The sequence below is a fragment of the Actinocrinis puniceicyclus genome (assembly GCF_018283645.1).
GTDB classification, from domain to species: Bacteria; Actinomycetota; Actinomycetes; order Streptomycetales; family Catenulisporaceae; genus Actinocrinis; species Actinocrinis puniceicyclus.
In genome coordinates, this window is the sequence record NZ_JAGSXH010000005.1 from 28900 (window position 1) to 45133 (window position 16234).

At 71.1% G+C, this 16234-nt stretch carries 16 protein-coding genes; 4 read left to right on the forward strand and 12 right to left on the reverse strand.

Annotation, left to right across the window (positions count from 1 at the left end; translation table 11 throughout):
- Nucleotides 1-52: 52 nt before the first annotated feature.
- Genes KGA66_RS02515 through KGA66_RS02525 form a run of 3 tightly spaced genes read right to left on the reverse strand, consistent with a single transcriptional unit; the run spans nucleotide 53 to nucleotide 2745 of the window.
- Nucleotides 53-787: a response regulator gene (locus tag KGA66_RS02515; protein ID WP_312886705.1), complete on the reverse strand. Its 735-nt coding sequence runs from the start codon at nucleotides 785-787 to the stop codon at nucleotides 53-55.
- Between the two features lie 28 nt (nucleotides 788-815).
- Nucleotides 816-2009 carry a sensor histidine kinase gene (locus KGA66_RS02520; RefSeq protein ID WP_211464030.1) on the reverse strand — a complete coding sequence of 398 codons (1194 nt, stop codon included), beginning with the start codon at nucleotides 2007-2009 and terminating at the stop codon, nucleotides 816-818.
- A 4-nt stretch (nucleotides 2010-2013) separates the two neighbouring features.
- A complete protein-coding gene (locus KGA66_RS02525) occupies nucleotides 2014-2745 on the reverse strand; it encodes a hypothetical protein (protein WP_211464032.1) in 732 nt (243 codons plus the stop codon).
- Nucleotides 2746-3022: 277 nt separating this feature from the next.
- Between KGA66_RS02525 and KGA66_RS02530 the strand changes: the two genes are divergently transcribed.
- Together KGA66_RS02530 and KGA66_RS02535 are read left to right on the forward strand one after the other, a co-directional pair.
- Entirely contained in the window at nucleotides 3023-3583 is a 561-nt protein-coding gene (locus tag KGA66_RS02530; RefSeq protein WP_211464033.1) for a hypothetical protein, read from the forward strand.
- A gap of 128 nt (nucleotides 3584-3711) precedes the next feature.
- Nucleotides 3712-4419: an SDR family NAD(P)-dependent oxidoreductase gene (locus tag KGA66_RS02535; protein WP_211464035.1), complete on the forward strand. Its 708-nt coding sequence runs from the start codon at nucleotides 3712-3714 to the stop codon at nucleotides 4417-4419.
- An 18-nt stretch (nucleotides 4420-4437) separates the two neighbouring features.
- On the opposite strand, the gene KGA66_RS02540 is transcribed toward KGA66_RS02535, so the two are convergent.
- On the reverse strand, nucleotides 4438-4854 hold the full coding sequence (locus tag KGA66_RS02540; protein WP_211464037.1) for an arsenate reductase ArsC: 417 nt from the start codon (nucleotides 4852-4854) through the stop codon (nucleotides 4438-4440).
- Nucleotides 4855-4889: 35 nt separating this feature from the next.
- Nucleotides 4890-5663, reverse strand: a complete 774-nt coding sequence (locus KGA66_RS02545; protein WP_211464039.1) for an aquaporin — start codon at nucleotides 5661-5663, stop codon at nucleotides 4890-4892.
- Between the two features lie 131 nt (nucleotides 5664-5794).
- Here KGA66_RS02545 and KGA66_RS02550 point away from each other — a divergent pair, with 131 nt between their 5' ends.
- Both KGA66_RS02550 and KGA66_RS02555 read left to right on the forward strand, forming a co-directional pair.
- The gene (locus KGA66_RS02550; protein ID WP_211464041.1) at nucleotides 5795-6520 is read left to right on the forward strand and encodes an arsenate reductase/protein-tyrosine-phosphatase family protein; all 726 of its coding nucleotides are present in this window, start codon (nucleotides 5795-5797) and stop codon (nucleotides 6518-6520) included.
- A gap of 104 nt (nucleotides 6521-6624) precedes the next feature.
- Nucleotides 6625-7167, forward strand: a complete 543-nt coding sequence (locus KGA66_RS02555; protein WP_211464043.1) for a hypothetical protein — start codon at nucleotides 6625-6627, stop codon at nucleotides 7165-7167.
- A 46-nt stretch (nucleotides 7168-7213) separates the two neighbouring features.
- On the opposite strand, the gene KGA66_RS02560 is transcribed toward KGA66_RS02555, so the two are convergent.
- From KGA66_RS02560 to KGA66_RS02590, 7 genes are all read right to left on the reverse strand, one after another.
- Entirely contained in the window at nucleotides 7214-7987 is a 774-nt protein-coding gene (locus KGA66_RS02560; RefSeq protein ID WP_211464044.1) for an SOS response-associated peptidase, read from the reverse strand.
- A gap of 65 nt (nucleotides 7988-8052) precedes the next feature.
- Complete coding sequence (locus KGA66_RS02565; protein ID WP_211464046.1) at nucleotides 8053-10548, reverse strand: ATP-binding protein; 2496 nt, start codon at nucleotides 10546-10548, stop codon at nucleotides 8053-8055.
- Between the two features lie 196 nt (nucleotides 10549-10744).
- Entirely contained in the window at nucleotides 10745-11026 is a 282-nt protein-coding gene (locus KGA66_RS02570; RefSeq protein ID WP_211464048.1) for a hypothetical protein, read from the reverse strand.
- Between the two features lie 24 nt (nucleotides 11027-11050).
- Complete coding sequence (locus KGA66_RS02575) at nucleotides 11051-12022, reverse strand: hypothetical protein (RefSeq protein ID WP_211464050.1); 972 nt, start codon at nucleotides 12020-12022, stop codon at nucleotides 11051-11053.
- 239 nt (nucleotides 12023-12261) lie between these two features.
- Nucleotides 12262-13866, reverse strand: coding sequence for a cellulase family glycosylhydrolase (locus tag KGA66_RS02580; RefSeq protein ID WP_211464052.1), 1605 nt, complete (start codon nucleotides 13864-13866; stop codon nucleotides 12262-12264).
- A 1010-nt stretch (nucleotides 13867-14876) separates the two neighbouring features.
- Nucleotides 14877-15782: an N-acetylmuramoyl-L-alanine amidase gene (locus KGA66_RS02585; protein ID WP_246506928.1), complete on the reverse strand. Its 906-nt coding sequence runs from the start codon at nucleotides 15780-15782 to the stop codon at nucleotides 14877-14879.
- A gap of 141 nt (nucleotides 15783-15923) precedes the next feature.
- A complete protein-coding gene (locus tag KGA66_RS02590) occupies nucleotides 15924-16109 on the reverse strand; it encodes a hypothetical protein (protein WP_211464056.1) in 186 nt (61 codons plus the stop codon).
- Nucleotides 16110-16234: the final 125 nt, after the last annotated feature.

Here is a 16234-nt window from a genome sequence, read left to right on the forward strand (position 1 = left end):
CTGATGCCCTCGGGTGGATGAGGCGCCCTCGACCGGGATCCGCGACATGGCGTCAGCCGATGTGATGGCGATGGGCGTAGCCGATCGCGGCGGCGCGATCGCGCGATCCGGTCTTCGCGAAGATCCGGTTGATGTGCGTCTTCACGGTGTGGTTGCTCAGGAACAGCCGTGCGGCGATCTCGGGATTGGTCAGACCCCGCGCGATGAGGGCGAGGATCTCCGCCTCCCGCTGGGTCAGGCCGTCGGGCAGGGCTTGTGCGTGCTCTGACGTACTGACCGGGCCGACGGCGCCGGAGCCGGAGCCGGAGCTCTCGGCGGCGGGCGGCGACGCGGCCGTGGCGGCGGTCAGCAGCGCGGCGTGGACGCGCGGGTCGAAGACGGCCAGTCCGCCGGCGGCGGCGCGCAGCGCGTGCGCGATCTCGGTGCGGTCGGCGTCCTTCGTCAGGTAACTGCGAGCGCCCGCGCGCAACGCGTCGAGCACCGAGCTGTCGTCCAGGTACGTGGTCAGCACGACGATGGCCACCTCCGGGTGCTCGGCGGCCAGCCGGCGGGTGGTCTCGATGCCGTCGAGCACGGGCATGTGCAGGTCGAGCAGGATCGCGTCGGGGCGGTGCTCGGCGACCCGCTCGATCGCCTGCCGCCCGTCCGCCGCCGCCGAGACCACGTCGATGTCGGGCAGGGCGCCGAGCAGGAGCACGAGGCCCTCCCGGACGCTGGCTTGGTCGTCGGCCACGATGATGCGCAGCGGCGCGGCGCCCCCGCCGGTCGTCTTCGCGGTCGTGTTCACGGGCGCGACCGCCGAGGTAGTGCGTCGTTCATCGGGCTGCCTTCTGCGTCGTGGCGCGCTCGTCCAGCGGCAGGTCCGCGGTCACGATCCAACGGTCCTCACGCGGCCCGGCCTCCAGGGTGCCGCGCAGCAGCCGCAGCCGTTCCCGCATCCCGGTCAGACCATAGCCGCCGTCGACGGTGCGCGGCGCGAGGGTGTCGGCGGGCTCCTGCGCGCCATCGATCAGAGCGTTGGCGACGGTGAGCCGGACGTGTCGCTCCTCGAAGTCGAGGCGCACGTCGACGGCCTGGCCGGGCGCGTGCTTGGCCGCGTTGACCAGCGCTTCCTGAGCGGTGCGCAGCAGCGCGATCGTGGCGTCGGGCGGCAGCGCGGCCGGGGTGCCTTCGGTGGTGACGCGGGTGGCGACCCGATACCGCGTCGCGTGCTGTTCCCCGGTGCGCGCCAGCTCCTCGTGCAGCGGCGGCGTGTCGGAGCGCAGGGCGTGCACGGCGCGGCGGGTCTCCACCAGGCCGTCCGAGGCCATGCGCTGGGCGGTCGCCAGCGTCTCCAGCGCGCGCTCGACGTCGTCGTGGTCGGTGAGCAGCGCGCGGGCCGCCTGGATCTGGATACTCAGCGCGCCGAGCGAGTGGGCGAGCACGTCGTGGATCTCCCGGGCGATGCGGGCGCGCTCGTCGAGCACATCCGCCCGCCGCTGCTCGGTCCGCAGCTGTTCGTGCTGGGCCAGCAGCAGCGCGGACTGCTCGGCCTGGATGCGGTAGGCCGCACGGTTGCGCCCGAACAGCAGGCCGATCGCGATAAGCATCGGATTGCCGAGATAGGTACCGATGCCCTGGTTGAACACGACCGCGCCGACCTCGGTGGCCAGCACGGCGCCCGCGTATACCGTCAGCGCCGTACTCAGGCTCAGGTCGCTGGCTGCCGAGAGCTGGGCCACCACGGCGAAGGCGATCACGTAGTAACCGCTGCCGCCGGCCGTCGCGCCCAGTGCCGCCGCCGCGGCCGTGAGCGCGAGCGCGGCGAACAGCGCGCGATCACCGAGCCGCGCGGCGGCGGCGGGGCGCCAGGTGATCAGCCCCCACACCGCGGTTCCGACGCAGACCAGCGCGTAGGCGACGGCCTGGGTCGGCAGCGCGCCACGCTGGGCGGACGGGCTGTGCAGCGTCATCACGCCTACGAACACCAGTCCGGCCGTGCGCAGTATCCACACGGTGACGGTCAGCATGACCTCAGTATCCCCGTCCGGCCCGGCGGATTCGCGTCTCGCGGCGGCTCATGCGCGACTCGCGGCCGGCGGCGCGGCGCGAGGCGGGGCCTGGTGCCGGCGCTGAGACGGAGGCTGAAGCGGGAGCGGGAGCTTCGGACCGCTGCGCGTCGTCGGAGCGGGCCGAGCGCCACTGCGCGAACGCCTCGGAGACCGGCGGCACATCACGCTGCGAGGCGCCGCGGCCGCGCTCGAAGGCCGAGGCCATGAACGTTTTGCCGTCCTGCTCGGGCGCGAAGGGCACGCCGGCGGCCATCGCGCGCGGCACGATCACAGCAGCCTGAGCCAGCCTGTTGACGCCCAGGGTGAGCAGCAGCGTGGACGACGAGGCGGCGACGTGCGCATGTACGGCGGCGGCAGTCGCGATCATCGCGACGCGCCAGGCGGCCATCGCGCCCCACAGCCACAGGCCGCGAAGCGGCAGCTGCGCCCACAGACAGCCGTCGCGCGATTCGAGCCTGGTCATCACACCGAAGCCCAGGCCGATCGCGGCCGACCCGAGCACGCCGACGACGAGGCAGGTGACGTCGGCCGGCTGGAGGTGGCCGCCGTTGCCTCGCAGGTCGCTGAACCCGATCACCGTCAGGATCGCGGGCAGCAGGACGGCGCGTTTGCCGCGCAGCGGCTCGCCCTGAACCTGCCGGAAGATGATGTACCCGATGACGCCGATCACGGCCAGGGTCTCCAGCGCGGACATTGGCGCGCTCCCTTCACGTTCGCTTCCGCCCTTCGGCGGGCCGGCGGTTCGACCGACAGCTGCGACGTTAGGTTCCGGGCCGGTATGAGCACGTCGCCCCGGAGCGCCAGCACCGGTATGACGCGGTATGAGATCCGCCGGGCACGCGTAGTACCGGGTGGTACCAGGCGGGCGCGGCGAGGTCATGCCGCAGGTCGGCCCGCGGGCCGATCCGCCGGGAGCCGTTCGCGGCGAACGTTGGATGCGTCACCGGACACCGCATCCCGAGGAGCGAATCATGTTCTCCGCACTGGCCCAGGCCGAACTCGTCAACGTAGCCGTTCTCGTCGCCACCCTGCACGCCGACCTGGGTAGGAACCGCAAGATCGGCCCGTTGCGCGTGTTGCGTCCCGCCGTGCTGACCGCGACGATCGTCCCGCTGTTCATCGACCCCGTGGTCACCCGCGGCACCGGCCTCGCGGTCGAACTGGCCGGTCTGGCGGCCGGTGTGCTCGGCGGACTCGCCGCGCTCGCGCTGACCCGCGTGTATCGCAGCCCGGCGACCGGAAAGCCGGTCACGTCCGCGGGCTTGCCATACGCGTTGCTGTGGACCGCGATCATCGGGGCGCGAGCGGTCTTCTCGTACGGATCAGCCCGCTGGTTCTCCGGCTCGCTGGCGCACTGGTGCGCAAGCCATCAGGTCACCGCCGCCGCCATCACCGACGGCCTGATCTTCATGGCGGTCGTCATGGTCCTGACCCGCACTCTGGGCCTGGCAGCACGCGCCGCCGCGCTGCCCGGCGACGGTCGCGAGCCGCGGGGCCCGGCGATGGAGCCCGCCGGTGTCGGTGAGCTCTGATGGTCCGGGCTTCGTTCGCCGGAGCCGCCGCCCGTGGCGTGGTGACTTCATGAAGTCGCTTGACGACAAGGTATACGTGGCCTTGGGTGGTTCGGAGCAACGGCTGGACTACCCATCGGAGCTTTCCTGTGTCCAAATCGATCGCTGTGTTCGGAGCCGGACCCGGCCTCGGCCAGGCTGTGGCCCGTCGCTACGCGCGAGAGGGTTACGAGGTCACGTTGGTGGCTCGTAGCTCACAGCCACTCGACCGTCTGGCGAAGGAGCTGATCAGCGGCGGGGCAACCGCTCACGTCATCACAGCCGACCTGTCTGACACCGCCGCCACGCCCCGGCTGGCCGAGCAGATCCGCGCGAAGGCCGGCGACCTCGACGCCTTCTACTATGCGCCCACCCCCGACACCGGGTTCGTGTCCGCAGCCGATCTGACCCCACAGCACGCCCAGAAGTTCATGCCGCTGGTCTTCTACACGATGCTGGCACTCGTGCAGGAGTTCCTGCCGCACATGCTCGAGCAGGGGGACGGCGCCATCCTGACCGCGCAGGGCGGCAGCACCGTGCAGGGCCTGCCGTACATGAGCGGCCCCAGCCCGGCGCAAGCCGCCCAGCGCAACTATCTGCAAGCCCTGCATGCCGAGGTGGCCGACAAGGGCGTCTACGTCGGCATGCTCTACATCGGTGCGGCTATCGAGAACAGCGCCTTCCACACCGAGATGGAGGAGAGTAAAGCCGCGGGTCATCCGGTCTGGCAGATGCCTACCGTCGACCCCGAACATCTCGCCGGCCTGCTTTGGACCATGCACGCCACCAGGGGACGGCGGGAAGCCATCTATCCGTAGTATCGCGCAAACGCCTTCTCAGGCCGCGTCCTCGGCAAGCAGCTCGTCGATCAGGGCACGTACACGCTTCTCGATCTCGTCCCGGATCGGGCGCACCGCCTCGATGCCCTGTCCGGCCGGGTCGTCCAGAGTCCAGTCGAGATAGCGCTTGCCGGGGAAGACCGGGCACGTGTCCCCGCAACCCATGGTGATGCACACGTCCGAGGCTTTGACCGCGTCCACGGTCAGCATCTTGGGGACCTCGGCGGAGATGTCGATGCCGACCTCCGTCATGGCCCGCACGGCCACGGGATTGATCTGGTCGCCGGGTGTGGAGCCGGCGGAACGCACCTCGATGCGGCCGCCGGCCAGGTGGCTGAGGAATCCGGCGGCCATTTGGGAGCGTCCGGCGTTGTGCACGCAGACGAACAGCACGCTGGGCTTGGCGTCAGTCATCAGATCGCTGTCCTTCGGAAGTGGGCGGTTCGCGGTCAGGTGCGGGTCGCGGGCACGCGGGCGCCGTCGGCGACCGGTTGTGCGGCGTCCAGGTCGCAGCTCACGTAAAGCGGGTCGGCAGCCTCGCGCCGGGCGACCGGGTAGAGAGCGGCCACCACCAGCGCGCCCAGCGCGGCCCCGAGAAGTTGCGCGAAGACGAACCCGGAGATCGAGCCGGGCGCGATCCCGGCGAAGGTGTCGGTGAAGCCGCGTGCGATCGTGACGGCGGGATTCGCGAAGCTCGTGCTGCTGGTGAACCAGTACGCGGCCCCGATGTACGCGCCGACCGCGGCCGGGCCGTAGTGACCCCGCTGCGTGCGGGCAAGGGCGAAGACCAGCAGGATCAACCCGCCGGTGGCCACCACCTCGCCGAGCCACAGGTTGACGGCGGAGCGGGTGTGCGTGGACGCCGTCGCGGCGGGAAGCGCGAACATCAGGTTCGCCAGCACCGCCCCGCCGATGCCCCCCGCGACCTGCGCGGGAAGGTACACGGCGACGGTGCGCAGGTCAGGACCGATGCCGGCGCGGCGGCCGAGCACGTAGTCGGCCAGCGTGACCACCGGGTTCAAGTGCGCGCCGGAGACCGGGCCGAAGACCAGGATGATCGCGGCCAGGCCCAGCGTGGTCGCGATGGAGTTCTCCAGCAGTTGCAGACCGGTGTCGCCCGGGGACAGCCGCTGGGCGGTGATTCCGGAGCCGACGACGGTCGCGACCAGCAGCGCGGTGCCGAGGAATTCGGCCAGGGCGCGGCGTGCCAGATGCGGGTTCACGCGGTGGCCTCCGGGGTTCGGTGAGCGGTTCGCTCGGGCGGGGGTCTTCGGCTGCCGCGGCGCGCCGAACGGGCGCGGAGCGCGCGGCGGCCGCCTTGACCGAAGAATATAGCTCAATCATCATTGACTCAATGGACACTGAGCTTTCTTCCTTGCAGGCGCGGGCCCGGCGGCACGCCGCGCTCGGCGAAAGCGCGCGCCTGGCGATCGTGGAGCGCCTGCTGCTCTCGGACGCGTCACCCACCGAACTCGCCCGCGAGCTGGGCCTGGCCAGCAACCTGCTGGCGCACCACCTGGCGCTGCTGGAGCAGGCCGGCCTGATCACCCGGGCCCGCTCGGAGGCGGACCACCGGCGTACTTACGTGCGCCTGAACCACGCCGCGCTGGCCGATCTGGTGCCCATGGGCGCGCGGCGCGCGGCCCGAGTGGTGTTCGTCTGCACGGCGAACTCCGCCCGCTCACCGCTGGCCGCAGCGCTCTGGGCACGCCGAAGTCGCCTGCCGACAGCCTCGGCCGGCACCGAGCCCGCGCCCTGCGTGCACCCGGGCACCGTCGCGGCCGCACGGCGCCACGGTCTGAACCTCCAGGGGAAGGGCACCCGGCATCTCAATCAGGTGCTGCGCGCGGACGACCTGGTCGTCGCGGTGTGCGACCGCGCCCACGAACACGCCGCGCACACCGGCCAGTGGCTGCACTGGGCCGTGCCCGACCCGGCCCGAGACGGTACCGATGCCGCGTTCGACGCCGCGGTACGGGAACTGTCCGGCCGCATCGACCGCCTCGTGCCCGCCGTACACCCCGTGACAGTCGATCACCCCGCGACGCCCGACCAAGTTGTGGGAGCGGCCACATTGTGAGAGCCGACGATGACTGACGCCGATGGTGCGGCGGAACCGGGTCTGGCCGAAAAACGTTAGAACGCTGACGATGACCTCACTCACGGTGGGAGGTGCGCGGACGGATGCGGTTTTCACAGCCGGGCGAGCAACCGAGTCGGCAGAGTCCGGATTACGCGGAACTGGTCGAGCGGTTCCCCGGTCCGGTCGCCATCGCCTGCGCGCCTCCGGCCGGTTCCATCGCGCTGTGCGGCTACGAAAGCTCGGACGGTCATCCCTGGGCGGTCGAGGTCACCTATGCTCTGGCGGGACGTGACCTCCTGCGCGTGCGCACCGTGCGCGGATCGGTCGACTGGACGCCGGTGATCCGCGGGACCGAGAGCCTCGCGGGCAACCTGGGCGTCCTCGGCCTGCCGGGCGACCCGGACGCGCCCGAGACGCCGACGAGCGTGACGGTCGACGGCACACCGATGGCAGGCACGCGGATCGACCTTCCCGACCTCAGCGGCGTCCGTCTCGAGTGGCGAGAGCAGCACGTCTTCTGCATCGGCGATCCGCGGCAGATCGACGCCGTCGAACTGCGCAGCGCGACCGGCGCGGACTTCGCCCGGCTCTGCGCCGAGTTCGAGGACTTCGTCGCCCGGCGCAGGGCCGAGCGCGGCTACTGAAGAACCGGTTGCGACTGCGCGGCGGCGTTCGCCGACGCGTCGCGGCTCACAGACGTTCGGCGTCGGCGATCCGCTCGATCAGGTCAGGACCCTGGTTGCGCACGTTGTTCACCGCGGTGCTCACCGGGTCCGCCTGCATGCCGACGGTCGCGGGGACCAGCAGGCCGCGCAGCGCGTCCGCGTCGTCCACGTCCGGCGCGAGCCACGTCTCATAAGCACTCTGCGGCACGATGAGCGGCGCGCGGTCGTGTATGCGCCCGATGTCGTCGGTCGCGTCAGTGGTCAGCACCGTGACGGACAACAGCCAAGCCTGCGCGTCTTCGCGCTCCCGGGTCGGATCACGCCACCACTCGTACAGGCCCGCCATCGCCAGCGTGCCCTTGTCCGGGCGGTGGATGAAGTAAGGCTGCTTCGGCGCCTTCTTGCCCTGGTCCCCCGCGGGCCGTTCCTGCCACTCGTAGTAGCCCGCGGCCGGCAGGATGCAGCGGCGCCTGGCGAACGCGTGCCGGAACGAAGGCTTCTGCGCGGCGCTCTCCAGTCGCGCATTGATCAGCCGGTTGCCGACCGACGGGTCCTTGGCCCACGAGGGCACCAATCCCCAGCGTGCGGCCCGCAGCTGGCGTTCCATCGCGCCGGCGTCGGCACCGGCGCCACCGCTCTCGTCGCGGTCGCGCCGCTCGCGGACCAACACCGCGGGCACGTACTTGGTGGGCGCGACGTTGAAGTCCGGTTCCACCGGGCCGTCCACCGCGACCCGGTCGACGGCGAACTCTTCGGCCAGCTCCTGCGGGCTCTTGGTGACTACGTACCGACCACACATGCTTCCGAGGGTACGAGCCGTCGCCGTTGGGCGCCCGCCTCCGGCAGCGCCGCGAGTTCCGCGATCTATCGGGCCGGCTCCCGGTCGAGCATGTCGAGCAGTTGCTTAACCCGTCGGGCGTCAGCGAGCCGGTGTTGCGCGGTGTAGTGCCCGTGGGCCTCCAGCCAGCAGTCGCGAGCCAGGTCGGCACGGTTCTGGCCGAGCCGCGCCTCGGCGATGTGATGCAGGATGTCGGCCTCGAGGAAGCCCTGGCCCCGGTCGCGGCAAATGGTCAGGGCCTGCTGCAAGTAGTCGAGTGCCTCGTCGTATTCGCGCATGCGGCAGGCGATATGGCCGAGGCTGTCGAGGATGGCGGACTCGCCGACCTGGTGATCGCCGTGTTCGCGCAGCAGTGCGAGAGCTGCCAGGCAGTTGGCGCGCGCCTCGGCGTGGCTGCCGAGCCTCGTCTGCAGCCAGCCGACACCGTTCAGCGCCCTGGCCTGCCGGTACGGATTGTCCGCCTGCCGGAAGATCAGCAGCGCGCGCAGGGCGTGCTCGAGCGCCCGCCGGTCGTCGCCGTGCCGCTCCCAGGTGCCGCCCAGGCTGTGGTGGATCTCGCCCTGCCCGGTGAGGTCGCCGGCTTCCTCGGTCAGGGACAGGGCCAGGCGCAAATGTTGCAGGGCGTCCGCGGTCCTGCCCTGCTCGGCGCAGGCATCGCCGAACATCTGGTGCGCATGCGCGCGAACGGTCGGTTCAGGCAGGCGCTGAGCGCATTTCACGGCGAGAAGCCAGACGGCGGACCGGTCCTGGAGAAGGCCACGGCGGCGGTGGTAGGGCTCCAGCGCCCAGGCCAAGTGACAGACCTGGGCGTCCCAGCCGTGGCTTCCGGCCGATTGCTGAGCGGCGAGCACACTGGCGTGTTCCACGTCGAACCATGCGATCGCGCAGGCCGAATCGGGCAGCGGATGCGGTACACAGCCGGGGGGCAGGTCCTCAAGCAGCGGCGCGGGTAGGTGCGGCGCGAGCAGCCGAGCGCCTGCACAGGCGGTGTGCACGTAGAACTCGACCAGTCGGCGTAGCGCGGCCTGCCGCTCCGCGAGGGCGCATTCGGCGTGTGCCTTCTCTGCAGCATGCAGCTTGAGCAGGTCATGCATGCGGTAACTGTCGGCTGCGTGCCTCTGGATCAGGTGTGCGTGATCCAGTTCGCGGAGCAGAGCGAGGGCGGCTTTCCGGGGAACGCCGAGCAGGCTGGCTGCGGCGGCCGGGGTGATCTGCGGCCCGGGCGCGATCCCCAGCAGTGCGAATGCGCGGGCCGCGGCGGGGGAAAGGGCGCGGCCGGACCAGGAGAGCACCGCCCGCAGGTCGGCCTGGGGTTCACCGGCGTCGAGGGCGTCGAGCCGGCCGGGCGTCGCGGTCAGTTCGGCGGCCAGGGCCGTCAGCGACAGGTCGGGTTGGGTGGCGGCGCGCGCGGCGACGATGCTCAGCGCCAGCGGAAGTCCCGCGCAGCAGGTGCGCAGTGTGGCCGCGGCTTCCGCTTCGACGGCGATGCGGCCGCGGCCGAGGTGCCGGGCGAGCAACTGCCGCGCTTCCTCCTCGGGCAGTGCGTCGAGGGCGACCGCGCACGCGCCGTTCGTGGCGAGCAGTCCGGTCAGCTTGCGACGGCTGGTGATCAGCACCGTGCACGTCATACCGCCCGGGAGCAGCGGGGCGACCTGCGCGGTGTCGCGGGCGTTGTCGAGCACGACCAGCATCCGTTTGTCGGCCGCCACACCGCGGTAGAGCGCCGCCTGCGCCTCCAGTTCGACCGGAATCGCGCTCGGGGACACTCCGAGCGCCTCCAGGAATCCGCGCAGCACGGTCCGCGCGTCCACGGGCTGCCCGCCGGGGTCGAAGCCGCGCAGGTTGACGTACAGCTGGCCGTCCGGAAACCGGTCCAGGTGCCGATACGCCCAGTGCAGCGCCAGCCAGGTCTTGCCGATTCCGCCCATGCCGCCGATCGCGCAGACCACCACGGTGCCGCCTGTCTGGGTCTGCTCCCGCAGGGCCGCGTCCAGGAAGGCCAGTTCGCGGGCGCGGCCGGTGAACATGCGGGGCGCGGCCGGCAGTTGGCGCGGCGCCGGCGCCGGCGCGGGCCCGGGATGCGTGGCCTGAGCACTCGCGGGCTCAGGACTTGCGCCCTGACCGTCGCCGGTGGCAGGCGATCCGCGGCGGGCCGAGCGGCCGGCCGGGCGGGCGGTCCTCCCCCGGCGGCCGGCCTCCTCGATCCGGTCGCGCGCGCTGGCCAGCGCGCGCCGCTCGCCCGGCGCGGCGCCGAGCACTTCGAGCAGGGCGTCGAAGCGGTCGGTCGGCGGCAGGGTGCGGGCAGTGAAGTACTCTGCGATCGCGGTGTGGGACCAGCCGGTTCTGCCGGCCAGCTCCCGGTACGTCAGGCTGCTGTCTCGGCGGCTGCGCGCGTGCCGGCGGCGCAGATCCCGCAGCAGCGCGGCGAGATCTTCCAGCGTCCGGGCCGTCGCCGCGGCCGCCGCGAGCGGGTCGGGCGTCTCGGGCGGGCCCGGACTCGGCCGCCGCTGACCGTGTTCCATCGGGTCGTCCCCCGACAACTACAACGACTACAACGACGAGCTCGAATATCGGTGGCGCGTCCCGCAGCGTAACAGCCGGCGCGGCGCTGTCCAGCGCCGCGCCGGCCGCAGCGGGCGATTGCCGTCCCGGGCCGCACTGCTCGGATCGGCCCCGGAAAGTTTCAGGCTTCGAATACACGAGGGGAGGGCGGTCCGGTCACGGCCGGTCTTCGTCCGCGCCCTGCGAAAGCTTTCGCAGTTCGCGCTGCAGCCCGGCGATGGCCTGCTGCTTCTGTGCCTCGGTCAGCGTGGAATGAGTCCGCACGATGTCGATCTTGTTCTGCAGGAAAGCGCGCTCGGCGGCCAGGTCCCGCGGCGTGCGACGGGTCGCGCGCGCGATTTCCTCCCGCTTGTCGTGCCCGCCCGGCACGGCGCGCTGGTCCCTGTCCGGTCCGGTCGGCGGTTGGGCGGGCTGCTGCGAAGCGGGCGGCTCGGACATCGGCGTCGCCTTTCCGCCGACCGGTCAGCTGTGGACCGCGAAGGCGTAGTTCGGATCGAGGAACCGGGGCTGGAACCCGACGTTGTCGGTACGCACGTAGCTGTCGGACGCCCCGAGCAGAGTGGGGATCGTCCAGTCCCCGTCGCTGTTGAGGTTCTGCAGCTTCGCGCCGAGACAGCCGAGGTCGTGCGTGTGGTCGTAGTGCGCCTGGAACGTCTCCACGATCGGACCCCAAGATCCGGTGAAAGGCGGCGCGTCGGTGTCGCCCTGGTCCGCCCGCGTGGCGTCGTACTCGTACATGTAGATGAGGTCGTAGCCGTCGGTGTCGTGGTTCCACAGCCACACCTCGTTGCGCCACCTGCCGGGCGCCAGCCGGTACGTTCCATTCCACACCCTGATCGTCTGGTACGCCTGTCCGTGCGCATTCGTCGTGCCCAGGTAGTCCGCCATCTGCGACCACGGGATGTCGGTCTGCCAGTGCGGGTCGCGCGCCCAGTCGAAGATCTTGAATCGCGGGTCGTTCTGAGCGTAGTACGACACGAACGCCTCCACACCCAGGGCCGCCCGATTCATCGCGGTGACGTAGAGCCAGGTGTTGACGTTGCCGCCGGGAGTGTTCGGGCAGATGATGTCCCAGGTCAGCGCGGTGCCGTTGTCGAACGCGCCCTGGAAGGCCGGGTTGTAGAAGAAGCCGTAACCGACGCCGCCGGGAACGGGCGGCTGCTCGCCGGCCGGCTTGCCGAGCGCGGCCGCGGCCGGCCCGAGCAAGTGCGCCATTGCGCTCAGCGCGTGTTCGCGGCCGGCGAGGTCATGGGCCGGATGGGTTCTCGCCAGGTGGATCTTGCCCGCCGCGAAGGCCCGTTCGGCCGCCGCGCGGTCCGGATCGGGCTGTTCGCGGGTGATCGCGGCGAACCTCTCGCGCGCGTCCGCGGTCCGGGCAGGCGTTTCGCGCCTGGCGTTCGAGGCGCGTTCGAATACTTTGAATTCCGTTGACATGAGGACCCTCTTTTCACCGGGGTGATCGCTCTTCGAGCGTTTCCACCTTGAGAATGAGAGGGAATTCACGCGGATTCAATCGTGCATTGCGGTGAGAACGTAATCGCGGCCGGAAAACGTCACATCATCGATGACTCAATAAAATACGTTTCCGGTGTTACGGAAATCCCGTGTGCGCGGACCGGCGGCAGGCGGAGACCGGGCGAGCATGCCGCCCGGTCTCCACTTACGCGCCGTGACTACGGGTTCTGCGTCAGCAGGTGCGCCTTGTAGCCCGAGCCGTAGGTGCTCGTCGGAGTGCCGCTCCAGTCGGTGATCAGGTCGTTGCCGCTGCTGCCGCACACCCCCCACGGGTTCCAGGTCCACGCGGTGTACCCGATGCCGTTGGCGTCGGCCCACGCCGTGACCTGGTCGATGTAGTCGTGGGCGCAGCTGTTCTGGCCGATCTCGCCCGCCTGCACCGGGACCTTCGCCGCCAGGGCGCCGATGTTGGTGTTCCAGCAGAAGGTGTTGGAGCAGCTGTTGAAGTTGTACGAGTGCCAGGAGGCGACGATGTCGCCGTCCGGGTCCTTGGGCTCGTAGGCCGCCCACTGGCTCAGGTCGTTGGTCCAGGCCAGGCCGCCGACCATCAGGACGTTGCTGGCGCCGGTCGCGCGCACCGCGTTGACCAGTGTCTGCATGCCGGCGACCTGATAGGTGATGCCGGTGCAGGTGCCGCCGTCACGCAGGCAGGTCCATTCCTCGGTGGGGTTGTTCCAACCGTCGGCCGCGTCCGGGTAGGGCTCGTTGAACAGGTCGAAGACGACCGCGTTGTCGCCCTTGAACGCGCTGGCCACCTGGGTCCAGAAGGTCGGGGTGTACTGCATGTCCGGCATCGGCTTCTGACAGGTGGCCTTCACGTCGGAGCAGCCGGCGCCGCTGCCGGTGTAGAGACCGTAGGTCCAGTGCAGGTCCAGGACCACGTTGATGCCGTTGGAGACCAGGAGGTTGACGTAGTCCTTGACCGCCTGCTGATACGTGGCGCCGCTGGTGCCGCCGGAGGGCACGTCGGCGGTGCCGAGCCAGCACTCCTCGTTGAGCGGGATGCGCACCGCGTGCACGTTCCAGCTCTTCATCGCGTCGATCGACGCCTGATCCGCCGGGCCGTCCCACATGCCGTTGCCCTGGATGCAGGCGAACTCGCCGCTCGACCGGTTCACGCCGAGCAGCCGGTAGACGGCGCCGGTGGAGGTGACCAGGTGGTTGCCGGACACGTGCAGCGCCGGGGCCGGGCCGTTGTAGCCCCCGCCGCCAGTGCTGCTGGGACTGCTACTCGGCGAGGACGACGGCGAGGATGAGGGTGAGCTCGACGGTGAGGATGACGGCGACGAGGACGGCGACGAGGACGGGGTGGGGCTCGGCGTCGCGCTCGGGGAGGGCGAGCCGAGGGAACCGTTGCACACGGTGCCGTTCAGGGTGAAGGTCGTGGGCACGGCGTTGGTGCCGGAGTAGGTGCCGTTGAAGCCGAAGCTGGTGGTGCCGTTGGTGCCGATCGACCCGTTGTACGACAGGTTGCTGACGCTCGCGTTCGCGCCGGACTGGGTGTAGCTGCCGTTCCACAGCTGGGTGATCTGCTGGTCGCCGCCGAAGCTCCAGGCCAGGGTCCAGGAGCTGATCGCGCTGCCGAGGTTGGTGATGGTGACGTTGGTGCTGAAGCCGACGTTCCACTGGCTGGAGACCGAGTAGGCGACCGTGCAGCCGGCGCCGGCGGCCATCGCGGGGACGGTGACCGCGGCGGCGGCGGCCGTCAGCAGCGCGCCGGCCGCTCCGGTCGCGAGCAGGGTCCTGGTTCTTCGTTGCTTCATCGCTTCTCCTACTTCTCGGGGGCGCGTGCGCGCACGACGGCGCGAAGGAGAACGCTATTTACTTAACCGATTAAGTCAAGTGCGTGGAAGGAGACTGCGCCGTGCGGCGTTGCCGGATTCCTCCGCCGCCCGAGCTGGCGCCGACTTGAGCCGATGGGCGGCGGAAGTGGCGAACGGGCTGGTCAGCGCCCACCTGGCGCGGGTGGATCCGCGCGGCGCGCGGCGTGCGGCGGGCCGCCGGGGGTCCGTGGAACCCGAGGCCGGGCGACGAAAGTTTCGGGCCGCAGCCGACCGGGAGGAGGTCGCCGGGACCGGTGACTGCGGCCGCCATGCAGCCGTGTGCTCGCGCTCGGCTTGTCGGCGGCGCAGACCGCGGCGACGGTGCCGAGAAGATCGGGCGGCGATGAGCACGAGGCCAGTTGACGAGGCAGGTTGCGGACGCCGCGGATTCCGGGCGCACCGCGGGGATCCGGCGGCAACCTTTCCGCGCGCCCGCGCGACTGGGAGGGCGGACCTGGCAAGTGCGCGATCGTCCCGGCGCGTCGGCCGCACCCGAACGCAGCCGGGCGGGGTGGGCAGCACCCCGACCGATCAGCCCAGTGCCGGTCCCGGCCGCGGCGCTGCGGATTCAGCGCCGCTGCCCGGCGTGGTCGCCGCCGGGCATGCGGGTGTGACGGCCCGCGGGAGCCCGCCGCTCCGCTCCGAAGGACCGGCGGGCTCCGCTTCACTCCGGCTGACTTCGACCGGCTCCGCAAGGCTCCGCCAGGCTCCGACTGACTCTGGCTACCGCGGCCTGTACGTGCACCTGCGCGCGCGTCTGCGCCTGCCCCTTATCCGCCTCGAATCGCCCAGCCGCCGCCGCGAACGCTTCCCGTTCGTCGTCCCGGGCGGATGGCCGAAGCACAGCGGGCTCACGCGGTCACGTACACGTCGGCGAGTGCGGTCGCCCCGGACTTCAGGGCACCGGACTACAGGGCGCCCGGCTTCAGGGAGCGATCACCGACGGGTCGCTACTGGCCGAGGAAGGCGAGGATGCCGTCGGCGATGGCGCGGGCGATGCGCTTGCGGCCGGTCGCGGACTCCTCCAGCGCCAGGTCGCCCGCGTTGCGCATGTTGCCGCACTCGGTGAGGATCTTCGGCACGGTGCTCAGGTTCAGTCCGGCTATGTCGTCGCGCGGCTCGTATCCGTCGCTGCCGACGTAGTTCGACGGGATCAGGCCGGACTCTTTGTCGAAGGTCGCGTGCAGCGCGACGGCCAGGCGGTGCGACGCGGACACGATGCCGGAGCCGCCGACCGACTGCACCGCCTCCAGCAACTGGTAGCCGTGGCCACCCGACGGGCCGCCGTCGGCGTGGATGGAGACCGCCGCGGCGGCGTGCGCGTTGTTGCCGATCGCGGCGCGCACGTTGACGCACGGACCGACGCCCATGTCGTCGTTGCGGGTGAGGATCACCCGCAGGCCGCGCTGCTCCAGGTCCGCCTTGACCAGCAACGCGACCTGGAAGGCGAACTGATGCTCGGCGTAGCCGTCGTCGCCGTTGGTGCCCGTGGTGTCGCAGGCCTTGTACTGGCCGAAGCCCTGCGGCACGAGCCGGTTGATCTCTGCCGGGTGGGTCTCGTTGCCGCCGTCGTGGCCCGGGTCCAGCACGACGACCTTGCCGCTGAGCCCGGAGTCGGCTGCCGGGGCCGCGGCAGCCGGTGACGAAGCGGACGCGGACGGACTCGCGCTGGTCGACGCGGAGGACCCCGGGGCGGCTGAGGAGCCCGCGCCGCCGACGGGTGACTCGGATGCGGCGGCGAACACAGTGGGGGCCGCATGCGTCCCGCCGCCGCAGGCCGCGCACGCCCAAGCCGTGATGGCCGTCAGCAGGAGCGTCGCGGCGGCCGGGGTGTGCCGCCGGTTCTTTCGCCTCATCACGCGGCAACACTAGCGAGTCGATCGGGCCGGTATCCACGGTCTTGGGCGATTACGCTGCGTTGATCGCACCGCGGGCCGGACCGAGGCGCCTGCTGCGCGACCGAGTTGCCGGCGCCGCGGGAGCGTGTTCGACTCTGATCACCAAGCCGGCGTGACAAAACAGATCCAGCGGCGGGCTGCTTCGAGCCGTTCGCTGTGAAAGGAGCCGTCGGGGCAGGGCAGGGTCCCGCGCAGCTCGGACATGTCGTGACGGAACATCAGCCACAGGCGTTCAAGCATTTGGCGGTCGGTCTCCGTGGCGAGACGCACGGACAGCTCGGGCACTGGTCTCCTCCAGTGGATGGGCGCGCTGCGGTCGATGCCGCGGACCGACGGCCGGGAGCGGGGCGAGCGCGCCCGCGCCCCCCGGCCGACCATCCGCATCCCGAGACGCGACACGCCCGCGCACA